This window comes from Agromyces arachidis (assembly GCF_052805135.1).
The window spans coordinates 120,787-145,065 of the sequence record NZ_JBRBDK010000005.1 but is presented as its reverse complement, the minus strand read 5'-3'; the positions used below and the strand labels follow the sequence as shown (position 1 = coordinate 145,065).

At 72.8% G+C, this 24,279-nt stretch carries 24 protein-coding genes and 1 tRNA gene; 9 read left to right on the top strand and 16 right to left on the bottom strand.

Features of this window, described 5'->3' with window-relative positions:
• Positions 1-19: 19 nt before the first annotated feature.
• Entirely contained in the window at positions 20-652 is a 633-nt protein-coding gene (locus ACUY4T_RS08820; RefSeq protein WP_446018563.1) for an alpha/beta hydrolase, read from the top strand.
• Positions 653-658: 6 nt separating this feature from the next.
• Here the strand turns inward: ACUY4T_RS08820 and ACUY4T_RS08815 are convergent, their stop codons facing one another.
• Complete coding sequence (locus ACUY4T_RS08815; protein ID WP_446018689.1) at positions 659-1,048, bottom strand: DUF5997 family protein; 390 nt, start codon at positions 1,046-1,048, stop codon at positions 659-661.
• A gap of 117 nt (positions 1,049-1,165) precedes the next feature.
• Between ACUY4T_RS08815 and ACUY4T_RS08810 the strand changes: the two genes are divergently transcribed.
• Together ACUY4T_RS08810 and ACUY4T_RS08805 are read left to right on the top strand one after the other, a co-directional pair.
• Positions 1,166-1,858: a LysR family substrate-binding domain-containing protein gene (locus tag ACUY4T_RS08810; RefSeq protein WP_446018562.1), complete on the top strand. Its 693-nt coding sequence runs from the start codon at positions 1,166-1,168 to the stop codon at positions 1,856-1,858.
• Positions 1,855-2,589 carry a glutamine amidotransferase gene (locus tag ACUY4T_RS08805; protein ID WP_446018561.1) on the top strand — a complete coding sequence of 245 codons (735 nt, stop codon included), beginning with the start codon at positions 1,855-1,857 and terminating at the stop codon, positions 2,587-2,589. Before ACUY4T_RS08810 ends, ACUY4T_RS08805 begins: the two co-directional genes overlap by 4 nt.
• 78 nt (positions 2,590-2,667) lie before the next feature.
• On the opposite strand, the gene ACUY4T_RS08800 is transcribed toward ACUY4T_RS08805, so the two are convergent.
• Positions 2,668-2,934 (bottom strand): GlsB/YeaQ/YmgE family stress response membrane protein, encoded by a 267-nt coding sequence (locus tag ACUY4T_RS08800; RefSeq protein WP_446018560.1) that lies wholly within the window; start codon positions 2,932-2,934, stop codon positions 2,668-2,670.
• A gap of 97 nt (positions 2,935-3,031) precedes the next feature.
• On the opposite strand from ACUY4T_RS08800, the gene ACUY4T_RS08795 reads away from it, so the two are divergent.
• Both ACUY4T_RS08795 and ACUY4T_RS08790 read left to right on the top strand, forming a co-directional pair.
• Entirely contained in the window at positions 3,032-4,114 is a 1,083-nt protein-coding gene (locus ACUY4T_RS08795; RefSeq protein WP_446018559.1) for a DNA polymerase IV, read from the top strand.
• A 120-nt stretch (positions 4,115-4,234) separates the two neighbouring features.
• Positions 4,235-5,086: a universal stress protein gene (locus ACUY4T_RS08790; protein ID WP_446018558.1), complete on the top strand. Its 852-nt coding sequence runs from the start codon at positions 4,235-4,237 to the stop codon at positions 5,084-5,086.
• 38 nt (positions 5,087-5,124) lie between these two features.
• Here ACUY4T_RS08790 and ACUY4T_RS08785 read toward each other — a convergent pair.
• Positions 5,125-5,214: transfer RNA gene (locus ACUY4T_RS08785), tRNA-Ser, on the bottom strand.
• Between the two features lie 68 nt (positions 5,215-5,282).
• Positions 5,283-6,488, bottom strand: a complete 1,206-nt coding sequence (locus ACUY4T_RS08780) for a flavin-containing monooxygenase (protein ID WP_446018557.1) — start codon at positions 6,486-6,488, stop codon at positions 5,283-5,285.
• Positions 6,489-6,593: 105 nt separating this feature from the next.
• Here ACUY4T_RS08780 and ACUY4T_RS08775 point away from each other — a divergent pair, with 105 nt between their 5' ends.
• Both ACUY4T_RS08775 and radA read left to right on the top strand, forming a co-directional pair.
• On the top strand, positions 6,594-7,421 hold the full coding sequence (locus ACUY4T_RS08775) for an SGNH/GDSL hydrolase family protein (RefSeq protein ID WP_446018556.1): 828 nt from the start codon (positions 6,594-6,596) through the stop codon (positions 7,419-7,421).
• 9 nt (positions 7,422-7,430) lie between these two features.
• Positions 7,431-8,795, top strand: coding sequence for a DNA repair protein RadA (radA, locus tag ACUY4T_RS08770; RefSeq protein ID WP_446018555.1), 1,365 nt, complete (start codon positions 7,431-7,433; stop codon positions 8,793-8,795).
• A 12-nt stretch (positions 8,796-8,807) separates the two neighbouring features.
• Here radA and ACUY4T_RS08765 read toward each other — a convergent pair whose 3' ends face one another.
• The 4 genes from ACUY4T_RS08765 to ACUY4T_RS08750 all read right to left on the bottom strand — a co-directional run bounded on the left by ACUY4T_RS08765 (position 8,808) and on the right by ACUY4T_RS08750 (position 13,259).
• Positions 8,808-9,215 carry a dehydrogenase gene (locus tag ACUY4T_RS08765; protein WP_446018554.1) on the bottom strand — a complete coding sequence of 136 codons (408 nt, stop codon included), beginning with the start codon at positions 9,213-9,215 and terminating at the stop codon, positions 8,808-8,810.
• A 43-nt stretch (positions 9,216-9,258) separates the two neighbouring features.
• Positions 9,259-9,918, bottom strand: a complete 660-nt coding sequence (locus ACUY4T_RS08760; protein ID WP_446018553.1) for a prolipoprotein diacylglyceryl transferase — start codon at positions 9,916-9,918, stop codon at positions 9,259-9,261.
• Between the two features lie 74 nt (positions 9,919-9,992).
• The gene (locus ACUY4T_RS08755; protein WP_446018552.1) at positions 9,993-10,502 is read right to left on the bottom strand and encodes an amino-acid N-acetyltransferase; all 510 of its coding nucleotides are present in this window, start codon (positions 10,500-10,502) and stop codon (positions 9,993-9,995) included.
• A gap of 234 nt (positions 10,503-10,736) precedes the next feature.
• Positions 10,737-13,259, bottom strand: coding sequence for an ATP-dependent Clp protease ATP-binding subunit (locus tag ACUY4T_RS08750; RefSeq protein WP_446018551.1), 2,523 nt, complete (start codon positions 13,257-13,259; stop codon positions 10,737-10,739).
• A gap of 209 nt (positions 13,260-13,468) precedes the next feature.
• Here ACUY4T_RS08750 and ACUY4T_RS08745 point away from each other — a divergent pair, with 209 nt between their 5' ends.
• Positions 13,469-13,987 (top strand): glycine cleavage system transcriptional repressor, encoded by a 519-nt coding sequence (locus tag ACUY4T_RS08745; protein ID WP_446018550.1) that lies wholly within the window; start codon positions 13,469-13,471, stop codon positions 13,985-13,987.
• A gap of 12 nt (positions 13,988-13,999) precedes the next feature.
• On the opposite strand, the gene ACUY4T_RS08740 is transcribed toward ACUY4T_RS08745, so the two are convergent.
• A complete protein-coding gene (locus ACUY4T_RS08740; protein ID WP_446018549.1) occupies positions 14,000-14,509 on the bottom strand; it encodes a hypothetical protein in 510 nt (169 codons plus the stop codon).
• An 82-nt stretch (positions 14,510-14,591) separates the two neighbouring features.
• Between ACUY4T_RS08740 and ACUY4T_RS08735 the strand changes: the two genes are divergently transcribed.
• Complete coding sequence (locus tag ACUY4T_RS08735; RefSeq protein ID WP_446018548.1) at positions 14,592-15,605, top strand: pirin family protein; 1,014 nt, start codon at positions 14,592-14,594, stop codon at positions 15,603-15,605.
• A 117-nt stretch (positions 15,606-15,722) separates the two neighbouring features.
• On the opposite strand, the gene ACUY4T_RS08730 is transcribed toward ACUY4T_RS08735, so the two are convergent.
• The 7 genes from ACUY4T_RS08730 to ACUY4T_RS08700 form a co-directional block, all read right to left on the bottom strand.
• Positions 15,723-17,762, bottom strand: coding sequence for a PTS fructose transporter subunit IIABC (locus tag ACUY4T_RS08730; RefSeq protein ID WP_446018547.1), 2,040 nt, complete (start codon positions 17,760-17,762; stop codon positions 15,723-15,725).
• A 10-nt stretch (positions 17,763-17,772) separates the two neighbouring features.
• A complete protein-coding gene (locus tag ACUY4T_RS08725; RefSeq protein WP_446018545.1) occupies positions 17,773-18,744 on the bottom strand; it encodes a 1-phosphofructokinase family hexose kinase in 972 nt (323 codons plus the stop codon).
• Positions 18,741-19,529 carry a DeoR/GlpR family DNA-binding transcription regulator gene (locus tag ACUY4T_RS08720; RefSeq protein WP_446018544.1) on the bottom strand — a complete coding sequence of 263 codons (789 nt, stop codon included), beginning with the start codon at positions 19,527-19,529 and terminating at the stop codon, positions 18,741-18,743. Before ACUY4T_RS08720 ends, ACUY4T_RS08725 begins: the two co-directional genes overlap by 4 nt.
• A 250-nt stretch (positions 19,530-19,779) precedes the next feature.
• Positions 19,780-22,368 (bottom strand): M14 family zinc carboxypeptidase, encoded by a 2,589-nt coding sequence (locus tag ACUY4T_RS08715; protein WP_446018543.1) that lies wholly within the window; start codon positions 22,366-22,368, stop codon positions 19,780-19,782.
• A gap of 14 nt (positions 22,369-22,382) precedes the next feature.
• Positions 22,383-23,849: a cardiolipin synthase gene (cls, locus tag ACUY4T_RS08710; RefSeq protein ID WP_446018542.1), complete on the bottom strand. Its 1,467-nt coding sequence runs from the start codon at positions 23,847-23,849 to the stop codon at positions 22,383-22,385.
• A gap of 6 nt (positions 23,850-23,855) precedes the next feature.
• On the bottom strand, positions 23,856-24,035 hold the full coding sequence (locus tag ACUY4T_RS08705) for a hypothetical protein (RefSeq protein ID WP_446018541.1): 180 nt from the start codon (positions 24,033-24,035) through the stop codon (positions 23,856-23,858).
• A 74-nt stretch (positions 24,036-24,109) separates the two neighbouring features.
• The gene (locus ACUY4T_RS08700; protein WP_446018540.1) at positions 24,110-24,259 is read right to left on the bottom strand and encodes a hypothetical protein; all 150 of its coding nucleotides are present in this window, start codon (positions 24,257-24,259) and stop codon (positions 24,110-24,112) included.
• Positions 24,260-24,279: the final 20 nt, after the last annotated feature.

The window sequence follows — 24,279 nt, the reverse complement described above, 5'->3', positions numbered from 1 at the left end:
GCCGGGGTACGATGCCCCGATGCGGATCGACGACGACGCGGTGCTCTGGTCGGCATCGCCGGCCGACCGGGCCGGGCGCCCCCTGCTCGTGCTGCTGCACGGCTACAACTCGCACGAGGGCGACCTGTTCGGGCTGAGCCCCTACCTGCCGCTCCAGCCGGCGATCGCGTCGCTGCGCGCCCCGATCTCCACCGGCTACGGGCACGCCTGGTTCCCGCTGCTCGCCCAGGGCGAGGAGTTCGCCATGACGGGCGCCGACGAGGCGACCACGGCCGTCATCGACTGGCTCGATCGCGTCGCGCCGGGCGCGGCATCCGTGGGGCTGCTGGGCTTCTCGCAGGGCGGGGCGATGGCGCTCGAACTGCTGCGGCGCGATCCCGACCGGTTCGCGTTCGCGGTCAGCCTCGCCGGGTTCTCGCTGCCCGGCGAACGCGAGAGCGACGAGCGGATGTCGCAGCTCGCCCGTCCGGTGTTCTGGGGCCGGGGCACGGAGGACGAGGTCATCCCCGCCGCATCCGTCGCCCGCACGCAGGAATGGCTGCCGGCGCACGCCGACCTCGACCAGCGGGTGTACGAGGGACTGGGGCACTCGGTGTCAGAGCGGGAACTCGGCGACGTGACCGCGTTCCTCGCCGCGCGGTACGCGGCCTGACGCGGGCTAGACCCCCGCGCCGCCTCCGCCGCCGCCGCCGGCCTCGCGGCGTGCGGCGTCGCGCTCGGCGATGCGGCGCTTCTCGGCCCGGACTCCGGCCTGGCGCGCGCGCTCCTCGACGAGCCACGCGGGCGGCGACTCGAGCAGGGCCTTGATCTCGGCCGTCGTCAGGGGCTGGTCGACGCCGGCGCGCGCGAGACCCGAGTTCGACACGCCCAGCTTGGCCGCGACGACGCTGCGCGGGTGCGGGCCCTCGCGGCGCAGCGTCGCCAGCCACTCGGGCGGGTCGGACTGCAGCGCCGCGAGCTCGTCGCGGGTGATCGCGCCGGAGCGGAACTCCTCGGGCGCGGCGTCGAGCAGGATGCCGAGCTTCTTCGCCGCCGTCTCGGGCTTCATCGACTGGGAGGGGCGGGGCTTCGACTCGTTCACGACTCCACGGTAGTCGGCTTCGTCACGCGCCGCAGGCGCCGACTACCCTGAGAGGGCCGCTCGGCGCGGCGGAAGGGGGCTGACGTGTCGCTGCGGCTCGACTACGTCGCGGGCGTGAGTCCCGCGAAGTGGCTGCGCGCGTGGGCCGAGCGCCGACCCGACCTGCCGCTCGAGGCCGAGCGCGTCGACGAGGCGGCCCAGCTCGACGGGCTGCGCTCCGGCGACGTCGACCTCGCCTTCGTCCGCCTGCCGATCGACGAGTCCGGGCTGCACCGCATCCTGCTGTGGGAGGAGGTCGCCGTCGCAGCGCTCCCCAAGGAGCATCCGCTCGCCGAGGCCGACGCCCTCGAGCTCGCCGACCTGGCCGGCGAGACGCGCGCCCCCGAGCAGGCCGATGCGGCGATGACCCTCGAACTCGTGGCCGCCGGCACCGGGTACGCGATCGTGCCGCACGGCGTCGCCCGCCTCCACCACCGCCGCGACGTCGTCGCGATCCCGCTGACCGACGCCGAGCCGACGCGCATCGCACTGGTGTGGCGGGTCGAACGCGACGACGACGACATCCAGGAGTTCGTCGGCGTGGTCCGCGGCCGCACGACGCGCAGCTCCCGCGGCGCGGACGAACCCGCCGCGGCGGAACCGGCGGGGGCCGGGAAGGGCGCCTCGGCGGCGCGCGGAGCCGCACGGACCAAGGGCGGCCGCGCGGGCGCGGGCCGCACGGGCGGGGCTCCGCGCCGCGGGGGCCGTCCGGACCGCCGCGGAGGCCGACGGCGGTGAGCCCGAGGTTCCTGTTCGTGTCGGTGCGGCCCGAGATCGAGGCCGTCGGGCCCGAGTACGAGTCCGTCCGCCGGTCGACCGGCCTCGACGCGAGCCGCCTCGAGCACCACCGACTCGACGTCGAGTCGTTCGGCGGCGTGACGCCCCTGGGGTTCGCCGGGGTGATCGTGGGCGGCAGCCCGTACAACGTCATCACCCCGGAGGCGCACAAGCACCCGGTGCAGCGCCGCGTCGAGGACGACCTGGCGCGCCTGGCCGAGCAGGCGCTCGAGGCGGATCACCCGGTGCTCTTCACCTGCTACGGCATCGGCGTGCTGACCCGCGTGCTCGGCGGCGACGTGGGCACGCTCCACGGCGAGCCCGCCTCGGCCGTGGAGATCTCGCTCACCGACGCCGGCCGGACCGACCCGCTGCTCGGCGCCCTGCCCGACCGGTTCCAGGCCCTCGTCGGGCACAAGGAGGCGACGGGGCGCCTGCCCTCGGAGGCGGTGCACCTCGCCGGGTCGACGGGCTGCCCCGTGCAGGTCTACCGCGTCGGGCGGAACGTCTACGCGACGCAGTTCCACCCGGAGGTCACGACCGAGGACTTCATCGCCCGCGCCCGGGTGTACCGCCACCACGGCTACTTCCCGGCGCGGGAGCTGCGCGCGGTGAGCGAACGGCTCGCCGCGGCATCCGTCACCGAACCGCAGCGGATGCTCCGCCGGTTCGTCGAGCTCGCGGGCGGCTGAGCCGAGGCCCCCGCCGGACGTGCCGAGGGCCCGGCCCGACTCGCGTCGGACCGGGCCCTCGGGACCGCGTGACTGGGATCAGGCGGTGCGCTTCCGGTTCACGATGAGACCGTAGATGAGCAGCACGATGATCGCGCCGCCGATCGCGAGCAGCCACGTGCTCAGGTCCCAGAACTCCTCGAGTCCGACACCGAACAGGACGCTGCCGAGCCATCCACCCAGCAGGGCGCCGACGACGCCCAGCAGCAGGGTGATGAGCCATCCGCCGCCCTGCTTGCCCGGGAGGATGAGCTTGGCGATCGCCCCGGCGATGAGGCCGAGGAGGAGGAAAGCGAGGAAACTCATTGATGCTCCTTCTCTTGAGTGGACACTACTGTGCTCCTGAGAGACCCCTGTGTGCAAGTGGTTGCGCTCGCGTGTCCCGCTACGCTATTCAGGCTCAGTGACGCGGGATCGGGCCTCCTGGGTGCTCCACGTCGACCTCGACCAGTTCATCGCCGCGGTCGAGGTGCTGAGGCGTCCCGACCTCTCGGGCCGGCCCGTCATCGTCGGCGGGCGCGGCGACCCGACCGAGCGCGCGGTCGTCTCCACGGCGTCGTACGAGGCGCGGGAGTTCGGCGTCGGCTCGGGGATGCCGCTGCGCATCGCCGCTCGGAAGGCGCCGGACGCCGTGATCCTGCCGGTCGACGCGCCGGCCTACCGCGCCGTCTCCCAGGAGGTCATGGCGACGCTCGCGGCCCATCCGGGGACGACGGTGCAGGTGCTCGGCTGGGACGAGGCGTTCGTCGGCGTCGAGACCGACGACCCCGAGTCGGTCGCCCGCGACCTGCAGCGCGCCGTGCTGGAGCGGACGCGCCTGCACTGCAGCGTCGGGATCGGCGACACGCTCGTGCGCGCGAAGGTCGCCACCGGCTTCGGCAAGCCCGCCGGGGTCTTCCGCCTCACCGCGGGCAACTGGCTCGAGGTGATGGGCGACCGGCCCGTGATCGACCTCTGGGGCGTGGGGAGCCGCGTGTCCCGGCGGCTCGCCGGGCTCGGCATCGAGACGGTCGCGCAGCTCGCCGCGGCCGACGTCGACGCGCTGGCCGGCGAGTTCGGCCCGCGGATGGGGCCGTGGTACCGGCAGCTCGGGCGCGGTGAGGGTACGCGCGTGGTCGATGACGCGCCCCGGGTCGCGCGAGGGCACGGCCGCGAGACGACCTTCCAGCACGACCTGACCGAGCCGGCCGAGGTCGAGGCGGCGCTCCGCGAGCTCGCGGCGCACGTGCTCGACGACATCGCGGCCGAGGGTCGCCCTGTGATCGCACTCGGCCTCAAGGTGCGGTACGCGCCCTTCGTCACGAAGACGTTCCGGCGGAGGACCGCGGAGAGCTCCGACCGCGCCGAACTCACCGAGCGGATGCTGGAGCTGGCCCACGATCGGATCGAGCCCGGTCGCGCCATCCGCCTGCTCGGCCTGCGCGCCGAGATGCCGATGCCGGATGCGGCGCGCCGGCCGCGCACCCCGGCCCGCGACGCCTGGTGACTGCGGCCCGCTCCCGGGGCAGCGCGACCGTTCGCCTCCGCGACGGGATGCCCGCGGGACGTTCGCCTCGGACCGCGACGGGCGGGGCGATGAGGCTGGAGGGAGAGGACGGGGGACGCGATGCACGAGACGACCGTGGTCGGGTGGGACGGCAGCGACACCGCCGAGACGGCGCTCGCCTGGGCGGTGGCACGGGCGAGGATGCAGCGGGAGGGCGCGCGGCGGTTGCGGATCGTCCGCGCGGTCGACGACACCGGCATCGCGGGTGACGACGAGGAGACGCGCGACCGGCTCGCGGCCGCCGAAGCCGCCGTCGCCGAGCGGGCGGAGCGGCTCCGGAACGACCATCCCGCCCTGGAGGTCGAGGCGGCCGCCGTGCTCGGCGAGCCGGGCGACGTGCTCGCCGACCGCACCGGCGATGACACGCTCGTCGTGGTCGGCGCCGAGAACGGCCGCACCGACGAGTACTGGCACAGCTCGCGACTCGGCCCGCGCCTCGCCGGCGCGGCGGCCGGACCGGTCGCGGTGATCCCGGTCGGCGACGTGCTCGACCGCGCGGACGTCATGGTCGCGGTCGATCACGGGCCGGCGGCCGAGCGCCTCTGCCGCATGGCCGCCGACTACGCCGCCGCGCGCGGCGAGGCCCTGCACGCGGTGCACGTCGGCGTCCGTTCCCACGAGGTCGCCGCCGACGCGGAGATCCTCGCGGCCGCGCTCGATCCGGCGCTCGCCGGGCACCCGGACCTGCCGGTCGAGCGGCACGTCGACTCCGGATCGACCGCGCCGGCACTGCTGCGGCGCGCGAAGGGCTTCGCGACGGTCTTCGTGGGATCCCGGCAGGTCGGGGCGGTGCGGCGGATGTTCCTCGGCTCGGTGAGCCACGCGATGGTCACGAACGCGCGCTGCCCGACGGTGGTCGTCCCGCCGCCGCGCGGACTCCACTCCGAGCCCGACCGGCCCGGGGCGCCGTGAGACGACTGAAGCCCCTCCGCGAGGAGGGGCTTCAGCGATGGCGGTACCGGTGGGATTTGAACCCACGGTGGGCTTTCACCCACACAACTTTTCGAGAGTTGCACCTTAGGCCGCTCGGACACGGTACCGGGATCGATGATAGCCGGATCGCCCGCGCGCTCCAAAACGAGGCCGTCGGACGGTCGAGCGGATGCCGCTACGCCGCGATCTGCGCGGCGACGACCGTGGCGTCCTCGCCGACGCCCAGCAGCAACGGCGACTTCCGGCTGCGCATCCACGGCACTCCGGCGAAGTACAGTCCGGGCACGACGGTGCTCGCGCCGTCGACCTGGAACGGCAGGCCGAACTCGTCGACCACCCCGGGGATCGTGATCCAGCCGTAGTCGGGACGGAAGCCGCACGCGACCACCACGGCGGAGAGGTCGCCGAGGCGGGGCGCCGGGGCGGCGCGGACCTCGCCCTCCGGCATCGACGGGATCTCCGGCCGCGGCATCCCGAGGCGATCGGCGGTGCTCGCGATGAGGTCGCAGATCACGCTCCAGCCCTCGTCGCCCGACCGCACCGAGTCGGCGAGGTCGTCGGCCACGACGAGCCGGTCGCCGTCGACGCCCGTGACATGCCCCACCAGCTCGGCGCCCGAGGCCGCGAGGGTGCGCAGGTTGAGGTCGTGGCCGCCGCCGCGGCCGGTCACGAGCGGATTCGGCGACAGGCGTGCGGCCGACGTCGGCAGGTCGCTCACGGTCTGCTCGAAGAAGGCGGCGTCGATGAGCCAGTCGATCCCGTCGCGTCCGCCCAGTCGTCGCGGCATCGCCGGCGCGCGGCCCGCCGAGAGCACCACGTCGCGCCCGGCGAGGAGCAGTTCCTCGGTGAGCTGCCCTGCCGTCTGGCCGCCGCCGATGACGAGGACCCGCCCCTCCGGCACCGACTCGGGCGATCGGTACGACTTGGATCCGATCACCGGAAGCCCCGGCGGGAACGCCTCGAGCACGGCGGGCCACCGTTCGCGCTGGTAGGCACCCGAACAGGCGACGACGCGTCGTGCTCGGATCGGCCCGCCGTCGGTCGCGGCGAGGAAGCCCGAGTCGGTGGGCTGCAGCCCGTCGACTCCGGCGTGCTCCAGGATCGGCGCGCCGAAGCTGCCGGCGTAGTGCCGGAGGTGCTGGATGATCCCCTGCCGGGTCAGGTAGCCGCCCGGATCATCGCCGTCGTACTCGCCGCCGGGGAGGCGGATCGTGTGGTTCGGCGTGACCAGCGTGAAGCTGTCCCAGCGGACGTACCAGGCGGCGCCCGCGCGCTCCCGGTCGACGACGACGTGGTCGACGCCGGCACGGGTGAGCTCGTGACTGACCGCGAGACCGGCCTGCCCGGCCCCGACGACGAGGACGTCGGTGTCCGCCAGCATGGCGCCAGCGTATGCCCGTTCCCGACGGCGCGGAAGGCCGTTCGACCCCCGTGCCACTCGGCTGACGTTCAGCGACCGTCCAGCGGGCACCCCTAGCTTCGCGTCATGGCACCCGAACGCCCCGTCGCGGCATCCGTCGCCTCGGCCCTGCTCACCCTGGCCGTCCTCGCCGCCGTCGCCTTCGCGGCCCGAGCCGCCTGGCGGTGGTTCATGGCCCGGGTGACCCGCAACAGCCTGATCCTCAACGAGACCCTGCCCGTGCACTCGAAGTGGTGGCGCGACCACGCGAAGGTGCGCGGCGAGGTGCTGTACGTCGCCATGGGCGACAGCGCCGCGCAGGGCATCGGCGCGAGCCGGCCCGACCACAGCTACGTCGGCCTCCTCGCCCGGCTGATGCGGGACACGACGGGTCGCACGGTGCGGGTCGTGAACCTCAGCGTGTCCGGCGCGACGACCGGGCTGGCGGTGCAGGACCAGCTGCCGAAGCTCGCCAAGTACCGACCCGACGTGCTCACCGTCTCGATCGGGGCGAACGACATCGCCAAGTGGGACGAGGACGGCTTCGAGCGGAACCTCGTCGCGATCCTCGACGCGCTGCCCCCGCACGCGCTCGTCGCCGACCTGCCGTTCTTCTACTTCCCGCACAACGAGGCGCGGGTCGCCGTCGCGAACGACATCCTCCGCCGTCTGGTCGCCGAGCGCGGGCTGACGCTCGTGCGACTGCACCGCGAGACCCGGCTGCGCGGATTCCGCCGCATCTTCACGCATTTCGCGAACGACTGGTTCCACCCGAACGACCACGGGTACCAGGTGTGGGCCGACGCGTTCCGGCCCGCGGTGCTCGCCGCGCTGGCCGAGCGGTTCCCCGCGGAGGCGGGCGGGGCGTCGGATGCCGCGGAGGGCCTCCCCGCCGATGTCGTCGGCCCCTCCTAGGCTCGGAGCATGCCGAAGCCCACGACCGCGTTCCGTTGCACCGAATGCGGCTGGAGCACCGTGAAGTGGGTCGGTCGCTGCGCCGAGTGCCAGCAGTGGGGCACCGTCGTCGAGGCGGGCACCGAGACCGGCATCACGCGCAGCCTGCAGCCCGTCGCGCCGTCGCAGGCCCGAGCGGCTCGCCCGATCCGCGAGGTGGAGGCCGAGCACACCGCGCACCGGCCCAGCGGCATCGGCGAGTTCGACCGGGTGCTCGGCGGCGGCATCGTCGCCGGCGCCGCGATCCTGCTCTCGGGCGAGCCGGGCGTCGGCAAGTCGACGCTGCTGCTCGAGGTGGCGGCACGCGTGGCCGGCACGGGGCGGCGGGTGCTGTACGTGAGCGCGGAGGAGTCGACCGCGCAGGTCCGGCTCCGCGCGGGTCGCACGGGTGCGCTGCACGACGAGCTGTACCTCGCCGCCGAGACCGACCTCGCGACGATCCTCGGCCAGGTCGACGAGGTGCGCCCCGACCTGCTCATCGTCGACTCGGTGCAGACCGTGTCGAGCTCCCTCTCCGACGGACTGCCCGGCCAGCCGAGCCAGGTGCGGGAGGTCGCGTCCACGCTCATCCGCGTCGCGAAGGAGCGCCAGCTGCCCGTGCTGATCGTGGGGCACGTGACGAAGGACGGCACGATCGCCGGCCCTCGCCTGCTCGAGCACCTCGTCGACGTGGTGTGCCAGTTCGAAGGCGACCGCCAGACCGCCCTGCGATTCGTCCGGGCGCTGAAGAACCGGTTCGGCCCGACCGACGAGGTCGGCTGCTTCGAGATGACCGGCGACGGCATCGCCGAGGTGCCCGACCCGTCGGCGCTGTTCCTCAGCCGCACCCGCAATCCGGTCAGCGGAACGTGCGTGACCGTCGCGCTCGAGGGCCGTCGCGCCCTTCCCGTCGAGGTCCAGGCGCTCGTCGTCGGCACCAAGGCCCCGCAGCCGCGCCGGGTGGTCAACGGGGTCGACCCGTCCCGCGTGGCGATGATCATCGCCGTTCTGGAGCGCCGTGCCGGGCTCCGGCAGCTCGGCGAGCACGACGTCTACGTCTCGACGGTGGGCGGCGTGCGGCTCGTCGAGCCGGCGGCAGACCTCGCGATCGCCGTGGCGATCGCGAGCGCGATGCGCGACCGCGCCGTCCCCCACGACCTGGCCGCGGTCGGCGAGATCAGCCTCGCCGGCGAGGTCCGCCCGGTGGCGTCCGCGAAGCAGCGCGGCTCCGAGGCGCGCCGGCTCGGCTACCGCGCGATCCTCGACGACGAGCTGGGCAGCGTCCGCGCGGCGGTCGAGCGGGCGATGATGGCCTCGAGCGGGTCGCGCGAACGAGAGCTCGACGCCGCGTTCTAGCCGTCGGCCCGCCTATGCCTCGAGTGCCTCGAGCAGGTCGCGGGGCGACGCCTGCATCGGGTGCGGGCCGGCGATGTCGAGGAACACCGTGGTGATCGTCGACTCGTACCGCTTCAGGAAGGTCCGCAGCCAGGCGGGGCTCTGCAGGCCGACCGCCGGCGGCAGGTTCGGCGGCTTGTTCGCGGCGTCGCTGAACAGCAGCAGCGCCACCTCGCCGGACTTGGCGTCCCGGTAGGTCCACACCTCGCCGCCGTCGAGCGGCTTGTCACGCGGCCCGGGCTTGATGAGCGGCACCACGGTGTTGCCGTGTCGCAGCGCGAGGGCGACCGCCGCCATGTCCTGCCGCTCCAGCGCCTCGGCGAGGGCCTGGGAACGGAACTCCACGGGCTCGCCGCCCTTCGAACGCTTCGCACCGGCCATCCGACCAGCCTACCGACCATGCCGGACGCAGTACGCCCCGAGGTCAGTAGAGCAGGAACTGCTTGGTCGTCTCCGACTCGAAGCCATCGACGGCGACGCTCAGGTGATACGACGCGCCGGCACCCGGCACCACGCTGCGCTCGCCCTCGCAGGTGTCGGCGCTGGACCGGGTGCGGTCCCACACGATCGGCTCGCTCGAGGAGACGACCTGGCCCGGCTCGAGCGTCACCTCGGCGGCGACGGGGTCGACCTGGCAGTCGGTCGAGCTCCAGTACACGTCGTTGCCGCTCTTGACGGTGAAGACCTGGGCCGCGGTGCCGACGTCGATCACGCACGAGTTGGGGCCCGCGTTGGTGATCGTCACCGACAGCCTCGGCTGCTCGCCGGCGGCGTACACCGTGGCGTCGGTCACGGCCTCGACGGCGATCTGCGAATCGACGCACGCGGCGCCGTCGACCGGCGCGGGCGCGCTCGGCTCGGGCTGCGCCGTCTCGGCGGGGATCGCCGTGGCTGCGGGCGCACCGCTCGGCGTCGGCGACGCCGGGCCGGTCTGCGCGACCTCTTCGCCCTGCGTCGCACCGGGCCGCACGATGACGAGCACGACCGCGATGATGACCGCGACGAGGCCCAGCAGCACCATGGCCCGTCGCCGTCGGTACACGCTCGCCGGGAGGCGCCCCTGCGTGGTGCGATTCGAGGTCATGGGCTCAGGCTACGGCCGGCCGCCGACAGTGGCGGTGCGCGTGCCCGGCGCGCCGGGACGCAGGTGAGGAACGCTCAGAGGATCTTCAGCATCCGCGTGTTGCCGAGCGTGTTCTGCTTCACGCGCGCGAGGTCGAGGAATTCGGCGACGCCCTCGTCATGCGACCGCACGAGCTCGGCGTACAGCGCGGGATCGACGATCTCGTGCCCCATGTCCTCGAATCCGTGGCGGCCGAAGAACTCGACCTCGAAGGTGAGGCAGAAGAGCCGGCTGAGGCCGAGCGCGCGGGCGTCCTCCTCGAGCGTCGTCAGCAGCGCGTGGCCGACGCCGCGGCCGAGCCACTCGTCGTGCACCGCCAGCGTGCGCACCTCCCCGAGGTCCTCCCACATGACGTGGAGAGCCCCGCAGCCGACGACGGTGCCGTCCGCCGCCTCCGCCACGCGGAACTCCTGCACCGCCCCGTACAGGTCGACCCGCTCCTTGCCGAGCAGGATCCGTCGTGACACGAGCGGCTCGACGAGGTCCACGATCCTCGGCACGTCGTGCGTGCGCGCCGTGCGCACGATGAAGGGCGGCTGCGTCATCCGCTCATCGTAAGCCGCCGCGCGACCCGGGCTGGGCCGCACCCCTTCTCAGGACGCGCCCCGGCGTGTCGTCGCCGGAGACGGCGTGTCGTCCTGAGAACGGGCGCGGAACGGGCGGGGGCTCCTGAGAAACGCACGCAGACGGGGGTCGGGGAACCGGGGGGGCGGGGCGGACGACGGCGACGGGGGCGGATGCCGCGGCATCCGCCCCCGTCAGGACGTCGGGACGTCGGCCTACTGGCCGGCCGCCAGGTCGGGCGTCTGCGGGCCCGTGCCGATCGCGGCGTTCGTGTTGACGCCGACCCCGACCGGCAGCGCCCGCTGGGTCGTGGTGAACACGAACTCGCCGTCCACGAAGTCGACGTGCACGTGGTCGCCCGAGTTGAGCTCGCCGTGCAGGATCTTCTCCGAGAGCCGGTCCTCGACCTCGTGCTGCACCGCGCGACGCAGCGGCCGGGCGCCGAGCGCCGGGTCGAAGCCGACCTCGATGAGCCGCTCCTTCGCCGGAACGGTCAGTTCGACGGTCATGTCGCGGTCGAGCATGCGCTCGCCCAGGCGCTTGATGAACAGGTCGACGATCTGGAGGAGCTCCTCCTTCGACAGCTGCGGGAAGACGATGATCTCGTCGACGCGGTTCAGGAACTCGGGCTTGAAGTGCTTCTTCAGCTCCTCGTTCACCTTCGCGCGCATGAGGTCGTAGCCCGTGCGGGTGTCGCCCTCGATCTGGAAGCCGACGGGGCCGCCCGAGATGTCCTTCGTGCCGAGGTTCGTCGTCATGATGATGACGGTGTTCTTGAAGTCCACCACGCGACCCTGGCCGTCGGTCAGGCGGCCCTCCTCCAGGATCTGGAGGAGCGAGTTGAAGATGTCGGGGTGGGCCTTCTCGATCTCGTCGAAGAGCACGACCGAGAACGGCTTGCGACGCACCTTCTCGGTGAGCTGGCCGCCCTCCTCGAATCCGACGAACCCGGGAGGGGCGCCGAAGAGGCGCGAGACGGTGTGCTTCTCGCCGTACTCCGACATGTCGAGCGAGATCATCGCCGACTCGTCGTCGAAGAGGAACTCGGCGAGCGCCTTGGCGAGCTCGGTCTTGCCGACGCCCGTGGGGCCGGCGAAGATGAACGACCCCGAGGGCCGCTTCGGGTCCTTCAGGCCCGCACGCGTGCGGCGGATCGTCTTCGAGAGGGCGGCGATCGCCTCCTCCTGGCCGATGACGCGCTCGTGCAGCGCCTTCTCCATGAAGACGAGTCGCGAGGACTCCTCCTCCGTGAGCTTGAAGACGGGGATGCCGGTGGCCTGCGCGAGCACCTCGGCGATCAGGCCCTCGTCGACGACCGCGGTCGTCTTGACCTCGCCCGACTTCCACTGCTTCTCGAGGCGGAGCCGCTCGCCGAGCAGGTTCTTCTCCTCGTCGCGCAGCGACGCGGCCTTCTCGAAGTCCTGCTCCTCGATCGCGGTCTCCTTCGCCGAGCGCACGACGGCGATCTTCTCGTCGAACTCGCGCAGCTCGGGCGGCGACGACAGGATCGACAGGCGCAGGCGCGCGCCGGCCTCGTCGATCAGGTCGATGGCCTTGTCGGGCAGGAACCGGTCGCTGATGTACCGGTCGGCGAGGTTCGCCGCGGCGACGATCGCCCCGTCGGTGATCGAGACCTTGTGGTGCGCCTCGTAGCGGTCGCGGAGGCCCTTGAGGATGTTGATCGCGTGCGGGAGCGACGGCTCGGCGACCTGGATCGGCTGGAAGCGCCGCTCGAGCGCGGCATCCTTCTCGAAGTGCTTGCGGTACTCGTCGAGCGTGGTCGCGCCGATGGTCTGCAGCTCGCCGCGCGCGAGCAGCGGCTTCAGGATCGACGCCGCATCGATCGCGCCCTCGGCGGCGCCCGCGCCCACGAGGGTGTGGATCTCGTCGATGAAGACGATGATGTCGCCGCGCGTGCGGATCTCCTTGGTGACCTTCTTGAGTCGTTCCTCGAAGTCGCCGCGATAGCGCGAGCCGGCGATCAGCGAGCCGAGGTCGAGCGAGTAGAGCTGCTTGTCCTTCAGCGTCTCGGGCACCTCGCCCTTGACGATCGCCTGCGCGAGACCCTCGACGACGGCGGTCTTGCCGACGCCGGGCTCGCCGATGAGGACCGGGTTGTTCTTGGAGCGACGCGAGAGGATCTGCATGACCCGCTCGATCTCCTTCTCGCGGCCGATGACCGGGTCGAGCTTCGAATCGCGCGCGGCCTGCGTGAGGTTGCGGCCGAACTGGTCGAGGATCTGCGAGCCGCCCTGCGGCTGCTGCTGCTCGTTCGCGCCGACCTGCACCTGCTCCTTGCCCTGGTAGCCCGAGAGGAGCTGGATGACCTGCTGGCGCACGCGGTTCAGGTCGGCGCCGAGCTTCACGAGCACCTGGGCGGCGACGCCCTCGCCCTCGCGGATGAGGCCGAGGAGGATGTGCTCGGTGCCGATGTAATTGTGGCCGAGCTGCAGCGCCTCGCGAAGCGACAGCTCGAGCACCTTCTTGGCGCGCGGGGTGAAGGGGATGTGACCCGTCGGCTGCTGCTGGCCCTGCCCGATGATGTCCTGCACCTGCTCGCGGACGGCATCGAGGGAGATCCCCAGCGACTCGAGCGCCTTCGCGGCCACGCCTTCGCCCTCGTGGATGAGGCCGAGCAGGATGTGCTCGGTGCCGATGTAGTTGTGGTTCAGCATCTTGGCCTCTTCTTGGGCCAGGACGACCACACGTCGGGCGCGGTCGGTGAATCTCTCGAACATCATCAACTCCTCACGGCGCCGGGTAGGGGCGTCGGTACCTCCACGGTAACGACCGCGCCGCGGCGGCGGGCCCATGTTCGCCGTGGGCGCACCGCCCCGACGGACGATCGGTCGCGGCGGTCCGGGCGGATGACGCCGGCCCTCGCCGTCCCCCGCCGTCCGTGCTGACGCGCTCGACGCGCGCGCACGCCGCGTGGTTGGATGCACGCATGCCCAGACTCGTGCTCACCGTCATCGGAGACGACCGCGCCGGACTCGTCGAGGCCCTCGCCGAGGTCATCGGCGCCCACGGCGGCAACTGGGAGCGCAGCCAGATGGCGGAGCTCGCGGGCCAGTTCGCCGGCATCGTCGTGGTCTCCGTGCCCGACGAGCGCGCCGGGGAGCTCCGCACCGCCCTCACCGACCTCGACGGTCTCCTGGACATCACCGCCCACCCGGGCGCCGACGATGCGGCGGCGGTCGCACCCGACGGGTGGGCCGAACTGCGGATCGACCTCGTCGGCAGCGACCAGCCCGGGATCGTGCGCGACGTCTCCTCCGCACTCGCGCGTCACGGCGTGAACATCGAGACGATGCACACCGAGCGCCGCGACGCGCCGATGGCGGGCGGCCAGCTGTTCGAGGCGCACATCGTCGCGCGCGTGCCGGCGGGCACCGAGCCGGTCGCCGTCCGCGACGAGCTCGAGCGCCTCGCGGCGCGACTGCTCGTCGACCTCACCGTCGGCTGAGGCGGCCGCCCGTCACTTGATCGGGACGGTCACGACCTGGTCGCCGATGGTCACCTCGAGCGGCTGGGTGGTGGTCACGTCCATCGGCGTCGAGAAGATCGTCGTGTGCGGCACGAAGTCCATCGTGCACGGCCGGTTCGGCGGCTGCGGCAGCACGGCCTCGACCGCGTTGCCCTCGCCCGCCTCGGCGGTCACCCGCAGCTCCGACGGCACCACCGGGCACGTCGACGAGCCCCAGATCGTGATGGCGAGTCGGCCGCCGTCGTTCAGGTACTGCACGACCGGTTCGTCGCCGGTCGGGTCGGGCAGCTCCTCGGCCTCGCCCTCCTCGGCCTCGTCGTCGGTCGGTCCGCCCTCCTCCGTCTCCGAGGCCTCGCCCTCGGCCTCGGTGTCCTCGTCGACGACCGGCAGCCCGGCGAAGTCCTCGACCGGCGCGCCTGGCGCGCACCCGGCAAGGAGTAGCACCGTCGCGAGCGCGACGGCGGCGAACGGAAGACGGCGGACGACGTCGTACGTGGCCATGGCGTCATGGTAGCCCCGCGGCATCCGTCGCCGACAGCATCGACCGGGATCCGGTGCGCCACGCGAGCGTAGGATTCGCAGCATGAGCAACCTCGAACGCGACCCCGTCGAACTGCTCTGTCCGCCCGAGACGCCCGAGGGGCCCGCCATCCGCGTGTTCGAGCACCGCGAGGTCCCCCTCGGCGGTCCGCGCGCCATGCCGGTGCGCCGCACGCTCCCCCAGCGCGGCCGGACGACCATCGGCGCGTGGTGCTTCGCCGACCACTACGGGCCCGACGATGTCGCCGAGACCGGCGGGATGGTCGTGCCGCCCCACCCCCACACCGGCCTGCAGACGGTCAGCTGGCTCTTCGACGGCGAGGTCGAGCACCGCGACTCGACCGGCAGCCACGAGCTGGTGCGGCCCGGCGGGGTCAACCTGATGACCGCCGGGCGCGGGATCTCGCACTCCGAGGTCTCGACCCCCGGGACGACCCGGCTGCACGGCGTGCAGCTCTGGGTGGCGCTGCCGGAGGCGTCACGCTCCGTCGCCCCGTTCTTCGAGCACGCCGACACGGCGCCGTTCCGCCTGGGCGATGCGACGGTGCGCGTCTTCGTGGGCGACCTCGCCGCGACGGATGCCGATCCGTCGCCGGTCACGACGTTCTCGCCGCTGCTCGGCGCCCAGGTCGACCTCCCCGCCGGGGGCGTCGTCGACGTGCCCCTCGACCCGCGGTTCGAGCACGGCGTGCTCGTCGACGCCGGACCGGTGCTGGTCGACTTCCCCGCCGCAGATCGACCGGATGCCGCGACCGGGGTCCCCTGGGCGCAACTGGCCTACTTCGAGCGCGGACGCGACGTGGTGCGCCTGCGGGCCGACGTCTCGCCGGTCCGCGTCGTGCTGCTCGGCGGGGTGCCCTTCGACGAGGAACTCGTCATGTGGTGGAACTTCATCGGCCGATCCCACGAGGAGATCGTCGAGTTCCGGCGGCGGTGGCAGTCCGATGTCATCGACCGGAACGACCCCGACGGCCCGTTCGGCACCGTGCCGGGGTACGACGGCGCCCCGCTCCCGGCGCCTGAGCTGCCCACCGTCCGGCTTCGACCGCGCCGCTGACGCCGCGCCGCCGACGCCCGCGACGCGCCCGGTGAGAGCCGACGGCGCCGATCGGCGCGCGGGAACGCCGACGGCCGGCATCCGCTCGGGATGCCGGCCGCCGACGCGAGCAGGCCCTCAGGCCACGGCGACCTGCGGAGCCGCAGCCGTCTGCTCGACCTCGGCCGGGCGACGGCGCACCCACCGCTTGAGGGCGATGACCGTGAGGGCGGCCACCACCATGCCGGCGAGGATCGCGACGACGAACATCAGCAGGTTGCCGATCGCGAAGAACACGAAGATGCCGCCGTGCGGGGCCTGCGACGTCACACCGGTCCCCATGCAGATCGCGCCGGCGACCGCGCCGCCGATGATCGAGGCGGGGATGACGCGGAACAGGTCGGCCGCGGCGAAGGGGATGGCGCCCTCGGAGATGAACGCCGCACCGAGCAGCCAGGCCGCCTTGCCGTTCTCGCGCTCGACCGGCGTGAAGAGCTTGCGGTCGATGACGGTCGCGAGCGCCATGGCGAGCGGCGGCACCATGCCGGCGGCCATGACGGCGGCCATGATGGTCCACGGCACCTGGTTCTCGATCGAACCGGCACCGAGGCCCGCGACGGCGAAGGCGTACGCCACCTTGTTGACCGGGCCGCCCAGGTCGAAGCCCATCATCGCGCCGAGGATGAGGCCGAGCAGGATGGCGCCGGCACCCGTCAGGCCGGAGAGCCAGTCGTTCAGCGCCGTGGTGAGCCCGGCGATGGGGCCGCCCAGCACGACGATCATGAGCCCGGATGCCGCGATCGACGCGACGAGCGGGATGATCACGACCGGCATCAGGCCCGCGAGCCAGCGCGGCACGTTCAGCCTGGCGAACCAGAGCGCCACGACACCGGCCAGGATGCCGCCGACGAGGCCGCCGATGAAGCCGGCGCCCATCAGGCCCGCGACCGATCCGGCGACGAACCCGGGGGCGATGCCGGGACGGTCGGCGATGGCGTAGGCGATGTACCCCGCGAGCGCGGGGACGAGGAAGCCCATCGAGATGGCGCCGATGGTGAAGAACACCGCACCGAGGTACACGAGGATCCCACCCTCGGGCAGGTTGAACAGCGTGTTCCCGAGGATGATCTCCTGCGCGTTGTCGGTGATGTCGTACCCGCCGAAGAGGAAGCCGAGCGCGATGAGGAGTCCGCCGCCGGCGACGAAGGGGATCATGTAGCTCACGCCGGTGAGGAGCACCCGCTTGAGCTTCTGGCCGAGGTGCTCGTGCGCCTGGGCCTCGGCCACGCTCACCGCGGACGGGTCGGCCTGGACGCGGCGGGCGTTCGGGTCGCCGATCGCGGCGACGGCCTCGCCGAGCATGCCCGACGGGTCGTCGATGCCGCGCTTGACCGGCCCCTGCACGACGGGCTTGCCCGCGAAGCGCGCCCGGTCGCGCACGTCGACGTCGACCGCGAACACCACGGCGTCGGCGCGTTCGATGACGTCGGGCGCGAGCGGCGTCGCCCCCGACGAGCCCTGCGTCTCGACGTGGAGCTCGATGCCCTCGCGGTCGGCCGCGGCGCGGAGGGCGTCGGCGGCCATGTAGGTGTGCGCGATGCCCGTGGGGCAGGCGGTCACCGCGACGAGCACCGGCTTCCCGGTGCGAGCGGATGCCGCGGCATCCGCCGATCCGGCCGTCGCCGACGTCGCGGCCGCCGCGGCGGCGGCGGGCACCGTCTCGGGCTCGGGGGCGAGCGCCTCCTCGACGAGCCGGACGAAGGTCGCCGCATCGGGCGCCGACCGCAGCGAGGCCACGAAGTCCTCGCGGATGAGCGAGCGCGCCAGGGTGGAGAGCACCGCCAGGTGGTCCTGCGTCGACGCGGTCGGCACCGCGATGAGGAACACGAGGTCGGCCGGCCCGTCGAACGAGCCGAAGTCCACGCCCTCGGGCAGGCGCGCCGCGGCGAGGGTCGGCTCGGTCACCGCGTCGGACTTCGCGTGCGGGATCGCGATGCCGCCGGGCACGCCCGTGGAATCCTTCTCCTCGCGCGCCCATGCGTCGGCGAAGAGCGCATCGGCGTCGGTGGCGCGCCCGGCGGCCACGACGGCCTCGGCGAGCGCTCTGATGACGGCGGCCTTGTCGGCGCCGAGGGGCTCGTCGAGGCTGACGAGCCGCTGGTCGATGACGTCGGACATCGGGTTCCTCCTAGGAGACGACCGGGGCGACGGCGCCCCGGATGCGGGTGACGGTGATGGCGGTGGCGTCGGCGAGTTCCCGCGTGGGGACCGCCGAGCCGGGCAGTGACGCGGCGGCCGCGCCGTGGGCGACCGCCTGGGAGAGGGCCCGCTCGGGCTCCGCCCCCTCGGTCAGGGCCAGCAGGTAGCCGGCGAGCGAGCTGTCGCCCGCGCCGACGGTGCTGCGGGGCACGATCCGGGGAGCCGGTGCGAACCAGGCGTCCTCGCCCTGCACGAGCACGGCGCCCCGGGCGCCGAGCGTGACGAGGGCCGAGCGGATGCCGCGGGGCGCGAGCCGTGCGGCCACCTCGGCGACGCGACCGGGGTCGGCCTCGAGGGCTTCGGCGTCGGGCTCGCCGGCGAGTTCGGCGAGCTCCTCGCCATTCGGCTTGATGAGGTCGACCGGTTCGCCGGAGTCCAGGAGCGCCGCGAGCGGAGCTCCCGAGGTGTCGACGGCGATCCTCGCCGTCGCGCCCGCGGCCCGCGCCGCACGGACGACGCGCACGTAGAACGCCGCGTCGAGGGTGGGCGGGAGCGAGCCCGCGAGCACCAGCCATTCGGCGTCCGCGGCACGGCGGGCGATCGCCTCCACGAGCGCGGACTGCTCGTCCTCGGAGAGTTCCGGGCCGGGCTCGTTGAGCTTGGTGGTCACGCCGCCGGGCTCGGTGATCGTGATGTTGGATCGGAGGCGCGCGGCGATCGGCACGGTCACCACGGGCAGTCCGGCCGACCCCAGGGAGACGACGAGCGGGTCGTCGGCCCGGCCGGGCAGCACGGCGACCGAGTCGACCCCCGAGGCCGTGAGCGCGCGCGTGACGTTGACGCCCTTGCCGCCCGGCTCCTCGACGTCGCGGGCGACCCGCTGCACCTCGCCGCGGAGGAGCTCGTGGTCGAGCTCGACCGTGCGGTCGAGCGACGGGTTGACGGTGAGCGTGACGATCATGCGACCCGCACCTCCACTTCGGCGTCGGCGAGCGCCGCGGCGAGCCGGCCGCCGGGCGGTGCGTCGGTGATGAGCACGTCGACCTCGTCGAGACCGGCGAAGCGCTGCAACGCCTCGTCGTCGTGCTTGGACGCGTCGACGAGGAGCACCGCGAGCCGTGCGCGATCGACCATGGCCCGCTTCACCTCGGCTTCGAGCTCGTCGGGCGTCGAGAGGCCGAAGTCGGCGCTGACCCCGTTCGCGCCGAGGAAGGCGATGTCGGGTCGGATCGCCGCCAGCTGCGCGATCGCGGCCGGCCCGACGGCGGCGCTCGTGATGCCGCGCACGGTCCCGCCGATGACGCGGACGACGAGGTCGGGGTTGCCGTGGAGGGTCGCCGCGATCGGGATGGAGTTCGTGTAGACCGTGAGGGGCGCGACGCCGGGGTCGGGACGCCAGGTCGCGAGCGCGTCGGCGAGGGCGCCCGTCGTGGTGCCCGCGTCGATCAGGATCGAGCCGGTGAAGGTGGGCGGGACGAGTTCGACGGCCGCCCGGGCGATGGCCCGCTTGGCGTCGGTCGCGCGGCCGGATCGCTCGAGCACCGTGGTCTCGGCGAGGCTGGCCCGCGAGGCGCCGACCGCGCCGCCGTGGACGCGCCGGAGGTGGCCGGCGCGCTCGAGCGCGTCGAGGTCGCGGCGGATGGTCTCGGCGGTGACCCCGAGCTCGTCGGCGAGGTCGGCGACCGAGACGCGGCCGGCGCGGGCGAGCGCGGTGAGGATGTGCTCGTGTCGCTCCATCGCGTACATGCGGCCTCCCTGCCGATCGTGCTGCGCGCCCCTGCGTTTGTGTGAGCTTACCTCGCCATTCCCACAGAAAGCAAGCCTTTCACAGAAAAACCCACACACTCGGGCCCCGACCCCGCCCCAACCCCGCCCCTCTCGGCGGATATACGATCCGCCGCGCCGCGGGTATCGGCCGAAACCGGGCGCGGCGGATCGTATATCCGCCGGAATGAGCGGGGGCGGACGGACGGCGGCGCCGGCCGTGCGGCGCTGATCAGGGCGCGGGCACCTCAGCCCCCGCCGGGGCGGCCCAGAACAGGCCGCGCGCGATCTGCGCGGAGAGGCCGACCGGGTGCATGCGGAAGTTCATCGACGAGCCGAACATCAGCACCCGGCTCCCGGCGGCGGTCTCGGCCGACACCGCGGAGGGCCGCCCGGCTGCGTCGGCCTGCGACCGGCCCCCGGAGTCGCGCCAGTGACCCGAGACGAACGGGTCGTCGGCGTCGTACCACTGCTCGACGACGGCGTTCCGCCCGAGGTTCGAGAACCAGACGGCCGGGTAGCCGAACGACGTCGTCATCGGGTGGGTGTCGAGCAGCCCGCCTGCCACCGGATCGACGTGCAGGATCCCGTTCGATCCACCCGTGCCCGACACCGCGGTCGACGAGACGAGCCCGAACGAGTTCGCGAACGCGGCGATCGCCGTGCCCTCCCCGACGACGCCGCCACCGGCGTCCAGGTAGGCCTGCATCTTCGCCCGCCCGGCCGCCTGGGCGCTGCTGAAGTACAGCGTGCCGCCGACCCAGAGCACGTCCACCCCCTCCATCGAGGAGGCGCCGCTCTGCAGCGTCGCCGAACTGACCGGCACGAGCTCGTCGAAGCCGAGGCGCTGGAGCGTCATCCGCTCCTCCGCACCGCCGGTGTACGCGACGCGGAGGGTGTCCAGCCCGCGGCTCTCCTCCCCGGCGAGGCGCGCTCCGTCGGATGCCGTGAAGGCGACGCCGTACCGGTCGGCGGCCTCGGCGGCCGCCGCGCGGCTCGCGGCATCCGGCCCGAGGATGACCGAGCCGTCGTCGAACGCCGAGACCGGGACACCGGACTCGAGCAGCGCGATGACCGCCTGGTACTCGGCCACACCGCTCGTCGCGAGCTCGAGGTACGAGCCGCCCGAGGGCACCGAGCCCGTCGGTGCGGCGGCCGCGACGTCCTCGAGTTCCGCCTTCAGGGCCGGGTCCGACGTGTCGCCGATCGCGTCGACGTCGGCACCCCAGAGCCGTGCGAGGCTCCAGGCCGAGATGTCGTACATGTCGCGCACCCGTGCGGAGACGTCGCTCCCGTCGGCCAGCAGCACGTTCGCCATGCCGCGCAGCGGCTGGTGCAGGTCGACCACGTACGACCCGGCCGGGTACCTCGTTCCGCCGGCGGTGAAGGGTGCGCGGGCCCGCTGCACCTCAACGCCGTTGGCGATCAGCTGGTCGACCAGCCGGGCGGCATCCGTCACCGAGCGCTGCGCAGCACCGACCGGGATCACGTACGCCCGGGGGACCTCGGTCGGGTGCACGTCGGCCTCGTCCCAGATCTCGGCCCACCGGCTCGGCTCGGGCACGCTCGCCGGGTCGACGTCGGCCGGCACGGCCTCGATCGGCTCGCCGGCGACGCCGCGCCGGAAGATCTCGATCTGGTTCTCGAGCAGGGCCCTCCGATGGGCCGCGACGTAGCCGACGGATGCCTCGATCACGACCCTCGCGACCTCGATGTTCACGACCGAATTCGCCGCATTGGCCGGGTCGGATGCCGGGTTCACGCGCCCGAGCGGGAGCTCGACCGTGTTCGTGATCGCCCCCTGGTAGGCCACGTACTGCGAGGTGAAGATCGGCGGCCAGTCGTCCCAGCCGGCGCGGAGGTCGCGGTACGCGATGCGGATGTTCCCGGTGTTCCCGCTCACGACGCGCCGGGTCGCGCGGTCGAGGTACGTGTTGCCCGGGATGTCCGCGTCGACGACCGCCTGCTCGACCTCGAGCGCCGCCGCGTACGCGTGCGGCAGGAACAGGTCGTATTCGTAGTTCTCGCCGTGCGGCGGACCGCAGGGCTCGATCTGGAGCACGCCCGTGTAGCCGTGCAGGTCGACGTAGTAGGTCGGCTGGATCGCGCCGGCCAGGTCGCGGATGATGCGCGCCTCGGGCGTGGCGCCCGTGATCATGTCGCGGTTCGCGTCGAGGCCGTCGGCGGTCGTGCGGCGACCGAGCACACGTCCGTCCGGGTTGTTCGTCACCGTGAAGTACAGCCGGTGGCCCTCGAGCAGTTCCGCCACGTCGCCCTCGGGCGCCGTGGCGAGGTACTCGATGTGGTCGAGCACGGCGTCGGTGCCCTCCCACTCGTCGCCGTGGATGCTGGCGTTGAACCAGATCGGCACCTTGTACTGGTCGAGCAGCGTGCGGTTCCTGGCCGCGGCGGTCGGGTTCTGCTTGATCATCGCGCGGAACCGCGCCTGCCTGGCCGTCTGGCGTTCGCTCTCGGGCGCGGTGACCGTGACGAGGTGGATGTCGCGCCCGAGCGCGGACTCCCCCACGACCTGCACCGAGATCCGGTCGCTCGCGTCCATGAGCTCGTTCAGCCTCGGCGCGATCTCGTCGTAGGGGATCGCACCGCGGTCGATCGACGCGTCGGCCGGATCGTCCGGCACCACCTCGAGCTCCGGCTGGAACGGGTAGCTCGCCGGCTGCTCGACGAGCGACGAGGCCGAGGTCACGATCGGCGTCGGCGGCGCGCCCTCGAGCGCCACGGCCGGGGCGGATGTCGCGGCGAACGTCGTGGCGACGACCGCTGCGATGCCCACTCCCGCGACGGTGCGTCGGAACGGCATGGGGAGCGCGTGCCCTACTGCAGCGCCGAGGTGAGCCGCGCGAGGTTGTCGAGGATCGTCGAGCGCAGGGGCTGCTGCATCCACTCGTCGAGGGTCAGCTCACGGCTGTCGCGGCGGTAGCCGTCCTCGACCGCGCGCATCTCGCGCACGAACGACTCGCCGCGCACCAGCAGCGAGACCTCCATGTTGAGCTCGAACGAGCGGATGTCCATGTTGCTCGACCCGATCACCGCCACGTCGTCGTCGATCGTGAAGTGCTTGGCGTGCAGGATGAAGGGCGCCTTGTACATGTAGATGCGCACCCCGGCCCGCAGCAGCGCCTCGTAGTACGAGCGCTGCGCGTGGTACACGAGGGCCTGGTCGCCGATCTCCGAGACGAACAGCTCGACGTGCACCCCGCGTTGCGTGGCGCCGCTGATCGCACGGAGCATCGCCTCGTCGGGCACGAAGTAGGGGCTCGTGATGATGATGCGCTCGCGCGCGGCGTACAGCAGGGCGAGGAAGAGCTTGAGGTTGTTCTCGTTGGGATAGCCGGGACCGCTCGGCACCACCTGGCAGTCGAGGTCCTGCAGCTCCGACTCCTGGTCGAACGGGATCAGCTCGTCGCGGGAGGGCGCCTCCCCGGTCTCGAGGTACCAGTCGGTGGCGAAGATGGCGTCGAGGCCGGAGACGACCGGCCCCTCGACCTCGGCGACGAGCTCCTGCCACTTCAGTCCGCGGCGGATGTTGCTGCGCTTGTTGTAGCTGCGGTCGATCATGTTCTGCGACCCCATGTACGCCACCTTGCCGTCGACCACGAGGATCTTGCGGTGGTTGCGCAGGTCGGGGCGCTGGTACTTGCCCTTGAGGGGCATCACGGGCAGCATCAGCTGCCACTCGATGCCGTACTCCGTGAGCCGGCGGATGGTGTCGCGGTACCCGGCGACCCGGCGCGAGGCGATGTGGTCGAGCAGCACCTTCACCTCGACGCCGCGCCGCGCGGCCGCGCCGAGCGCGTCGACGAAGCGGGCGGTCGTCGCGTCGTACGCGAAGATGTAGAACTGGGCGTGCACGTACCGCTCCGCCCCGTCGACGGCGTCGGCCATCGCGGCGAGCGAGGCCTCGTAGTCGCCGATCAGCCGGGCGCCGTTCTGCCCGATCAGCGGCATCGCCCCGAGGTTGCGGTTCAGCCGCGCGACGCCCTCGAACCAGTCGGGCCAGTCGGCGCTGTCGCTCACGCGCTCGACGCCGAGCGTGCTCTCGCGGATGAAGCGGTCGACCTGCTCCTGCTTCTCGCGACGGGCCTTCGGCAGCTTCGGGTTGCCGATCAGCAGGAAGAAGAGGATGCCGATGTAGGGGATGAAGAAGATCGCCAGCAGCCACGCCATGCCCGCCGTGGGACGGCGGTTGCGCGGGATGACGATGATCGCGATGATGCGGACGGCGAGGTCGATGACGATGAGGATGGCGCCGATGAGGGCCGTCGTCTGCGCCGGCGTCATGTGCGGCTACGCGGCCCGGTGCTCGCCGGCGGCGCGCTTCGCGCGCTCCTCGGCCTCGATCCGGGCGTAGGCGTCGCGCTCGTTGCGATCGGCGCGCACCACCGCGCGCATCACGAACCAGAACATGAGTCCGATGAGCACGGTCGGCGCGACCGACCAGATCGCGTTCTGCCAGAAGTCGTCCATAGCCAGTCCAGAATACGGGGAAATCCTCGGGTTCGCTGTGCGCCGAGCGCCCCACAGCGGGGGCCGGACGGCCGTCAGCCGCCGGTGACGATCCCCCAGATGCCGGAACCGAGCAGGTAGAGGCCGATCCCGCCCACGATCACCCAGATCGCGATGCGCGCGAAGGAGGGCTGCCGCGGGTCGCGCTCGGGCTCGAGCTCCTTCTTCGGCAGGTAGTCGTTCATCGCGTCATCCGTTCACTCGA

Coding starts and splice junctions, on each gene's coding strand:
- ACUY4T_RS08820 (WP_446018563.1), top strand. CDS start 20: ATGCGGATCGACGACGACGCGGTGCTCTGGTCGGCATCGCCGGCCGAC.
- ACUY4T_RS08815 (WP_446018689.1), bottom strand. CDS start 1,048: ATGAAGCCCGAGACGGCGGCGAAGAAGCTCGGCATCCTGCTCGACGCC.
- ACUY4T_RS08800 (WP_446018560.1), bottom strand. CDS start 2,934: ATGAGTTTCCTCGCTTTCCTCCTCCTCGGCCTCATCGCCGGGGCGATC.
- ACUY4T_RS08790 (WP_446018558.1), top strand. CDS start 4,235: ATGCACGAGACGACCGTGGTCGGGTGGGACGGCAGCGACACCGCCGAG.
- ACUY4T_RS08780 (WP_446018557.1), bottom strand. CDS start 6,488: ATGCTGGCGGACACCGACGTCCTCGTCGTCGGGGCCGGGCAGGCCGGT.
- ACUY4T_RS08775 (WP_446018556.1), top strand. CDS start 6,594: ATGGCACCCGAACGCCCCGTCGCGGCATCCGTCGCCTCGGCCCTGCTC.
- radA (WP_446018555.1), top strand. CDS start 7,431: ATGCCGAAGCCCACGACCGCGTTCCGTTGCACCGAATGCGGCTGGAGC.
- ACUY4T_RS08765 (WP_446018554.1), bottom strand. CDS start 9,215: ATGGCCGGTGCGAAGCGTTCGAAGGGCGGCGAGCCCGTGGAGTTCCGT.
- ACUY4T_RS08760 (WP_446018553.1), bottom strand. CDS start 9,918: ATGACCTCGAATCGCACCACGCAGGGGCGCCTCCCGGCGAGCGTGTAC.
- ACUY4T_RS08755 (WP_446018552.1), bottom strand. CDS start 10,502: ATGACGCAGCCGCCCTTCATCGTGCGCACGGCGCGCACGCACGACGTG.
- ACUY4T_RS08750 (WP_446018551.1), bottom strand. CDS start 13,259: ATGTTCGAGAGATTCACCGACCGCGCCCGACGTGTGGTCGTCCTGGCC.
- ACUY4T_RS08745 (WP_446018550.1), top strand. CDS start 13,469: ATGCCCAGACTCGTGCTCACCGTCATCGGAGACGACCGCGCCGGACTC.
- ACUY4T_RS08740 (WP_446018549.1), bottom strand. CDS start 14,509: ATGGCCACGTACGACGTCGTCCGCCGTCTTCCGTTCGCCGCCGTCGCG.
- ACUY4T_RS08735 (WP_446018548.1), top strand. CDS start 14,592: ATGAGCAACCTCGAACGCGACCCCGTCGAACTGCTCTGTCCGCCCGAG.
- ACUY4T_RS08730 (WP_446018547.1), bottom strand. CDS start 17,762: ATGTCCGACGTCATCGACCAGCGGCTCGTCAGCCTCGACGAGCCCCTC.
- ACUY4T_RS08725 (WP_446018545.1), bottom strand. CDS start 18,744: ATGATCGTCACGCTCACCGTCAACCCGTCGCTCGACCGCACGGTCGAG.
- ACUY4T_RS08720 (WP_446018544.1), bottom strand. CDS start 19,529: ATGTACGCGATGGAGCGACACGAGCACATCCTCACCGCGCTCGCCCGC.
- ACUY4T_RS08715 (WP_446018543.1), bottom strand. CDS start 22,368: ATGCCGTTCCGACGCACCGTCGCGGGAGTGGGCATCGCAGCGGTCGTC.
- cls (WP_446018542.1), bottom strand. CDS start 23,849: ATGACGCCGGCGCAGACGACGGCCCTCATCGGCGCCATCCTCATCGTC.
- ACUY4T_RS08705 (WP_446018541.1), bottom strand. CDS start 24,035: ATGGACGACTTCTGGCAGAACGCGATCTGGTCGGTCGCGCCGACCGTG.
- ACUY4T_RS08700 (WP_446018540.1), bottom strand. CDS start 24,259: ATGAACGACTACCTGCCGAAGAAGGAGCTCGAGCCCGAGCGCGACCCG.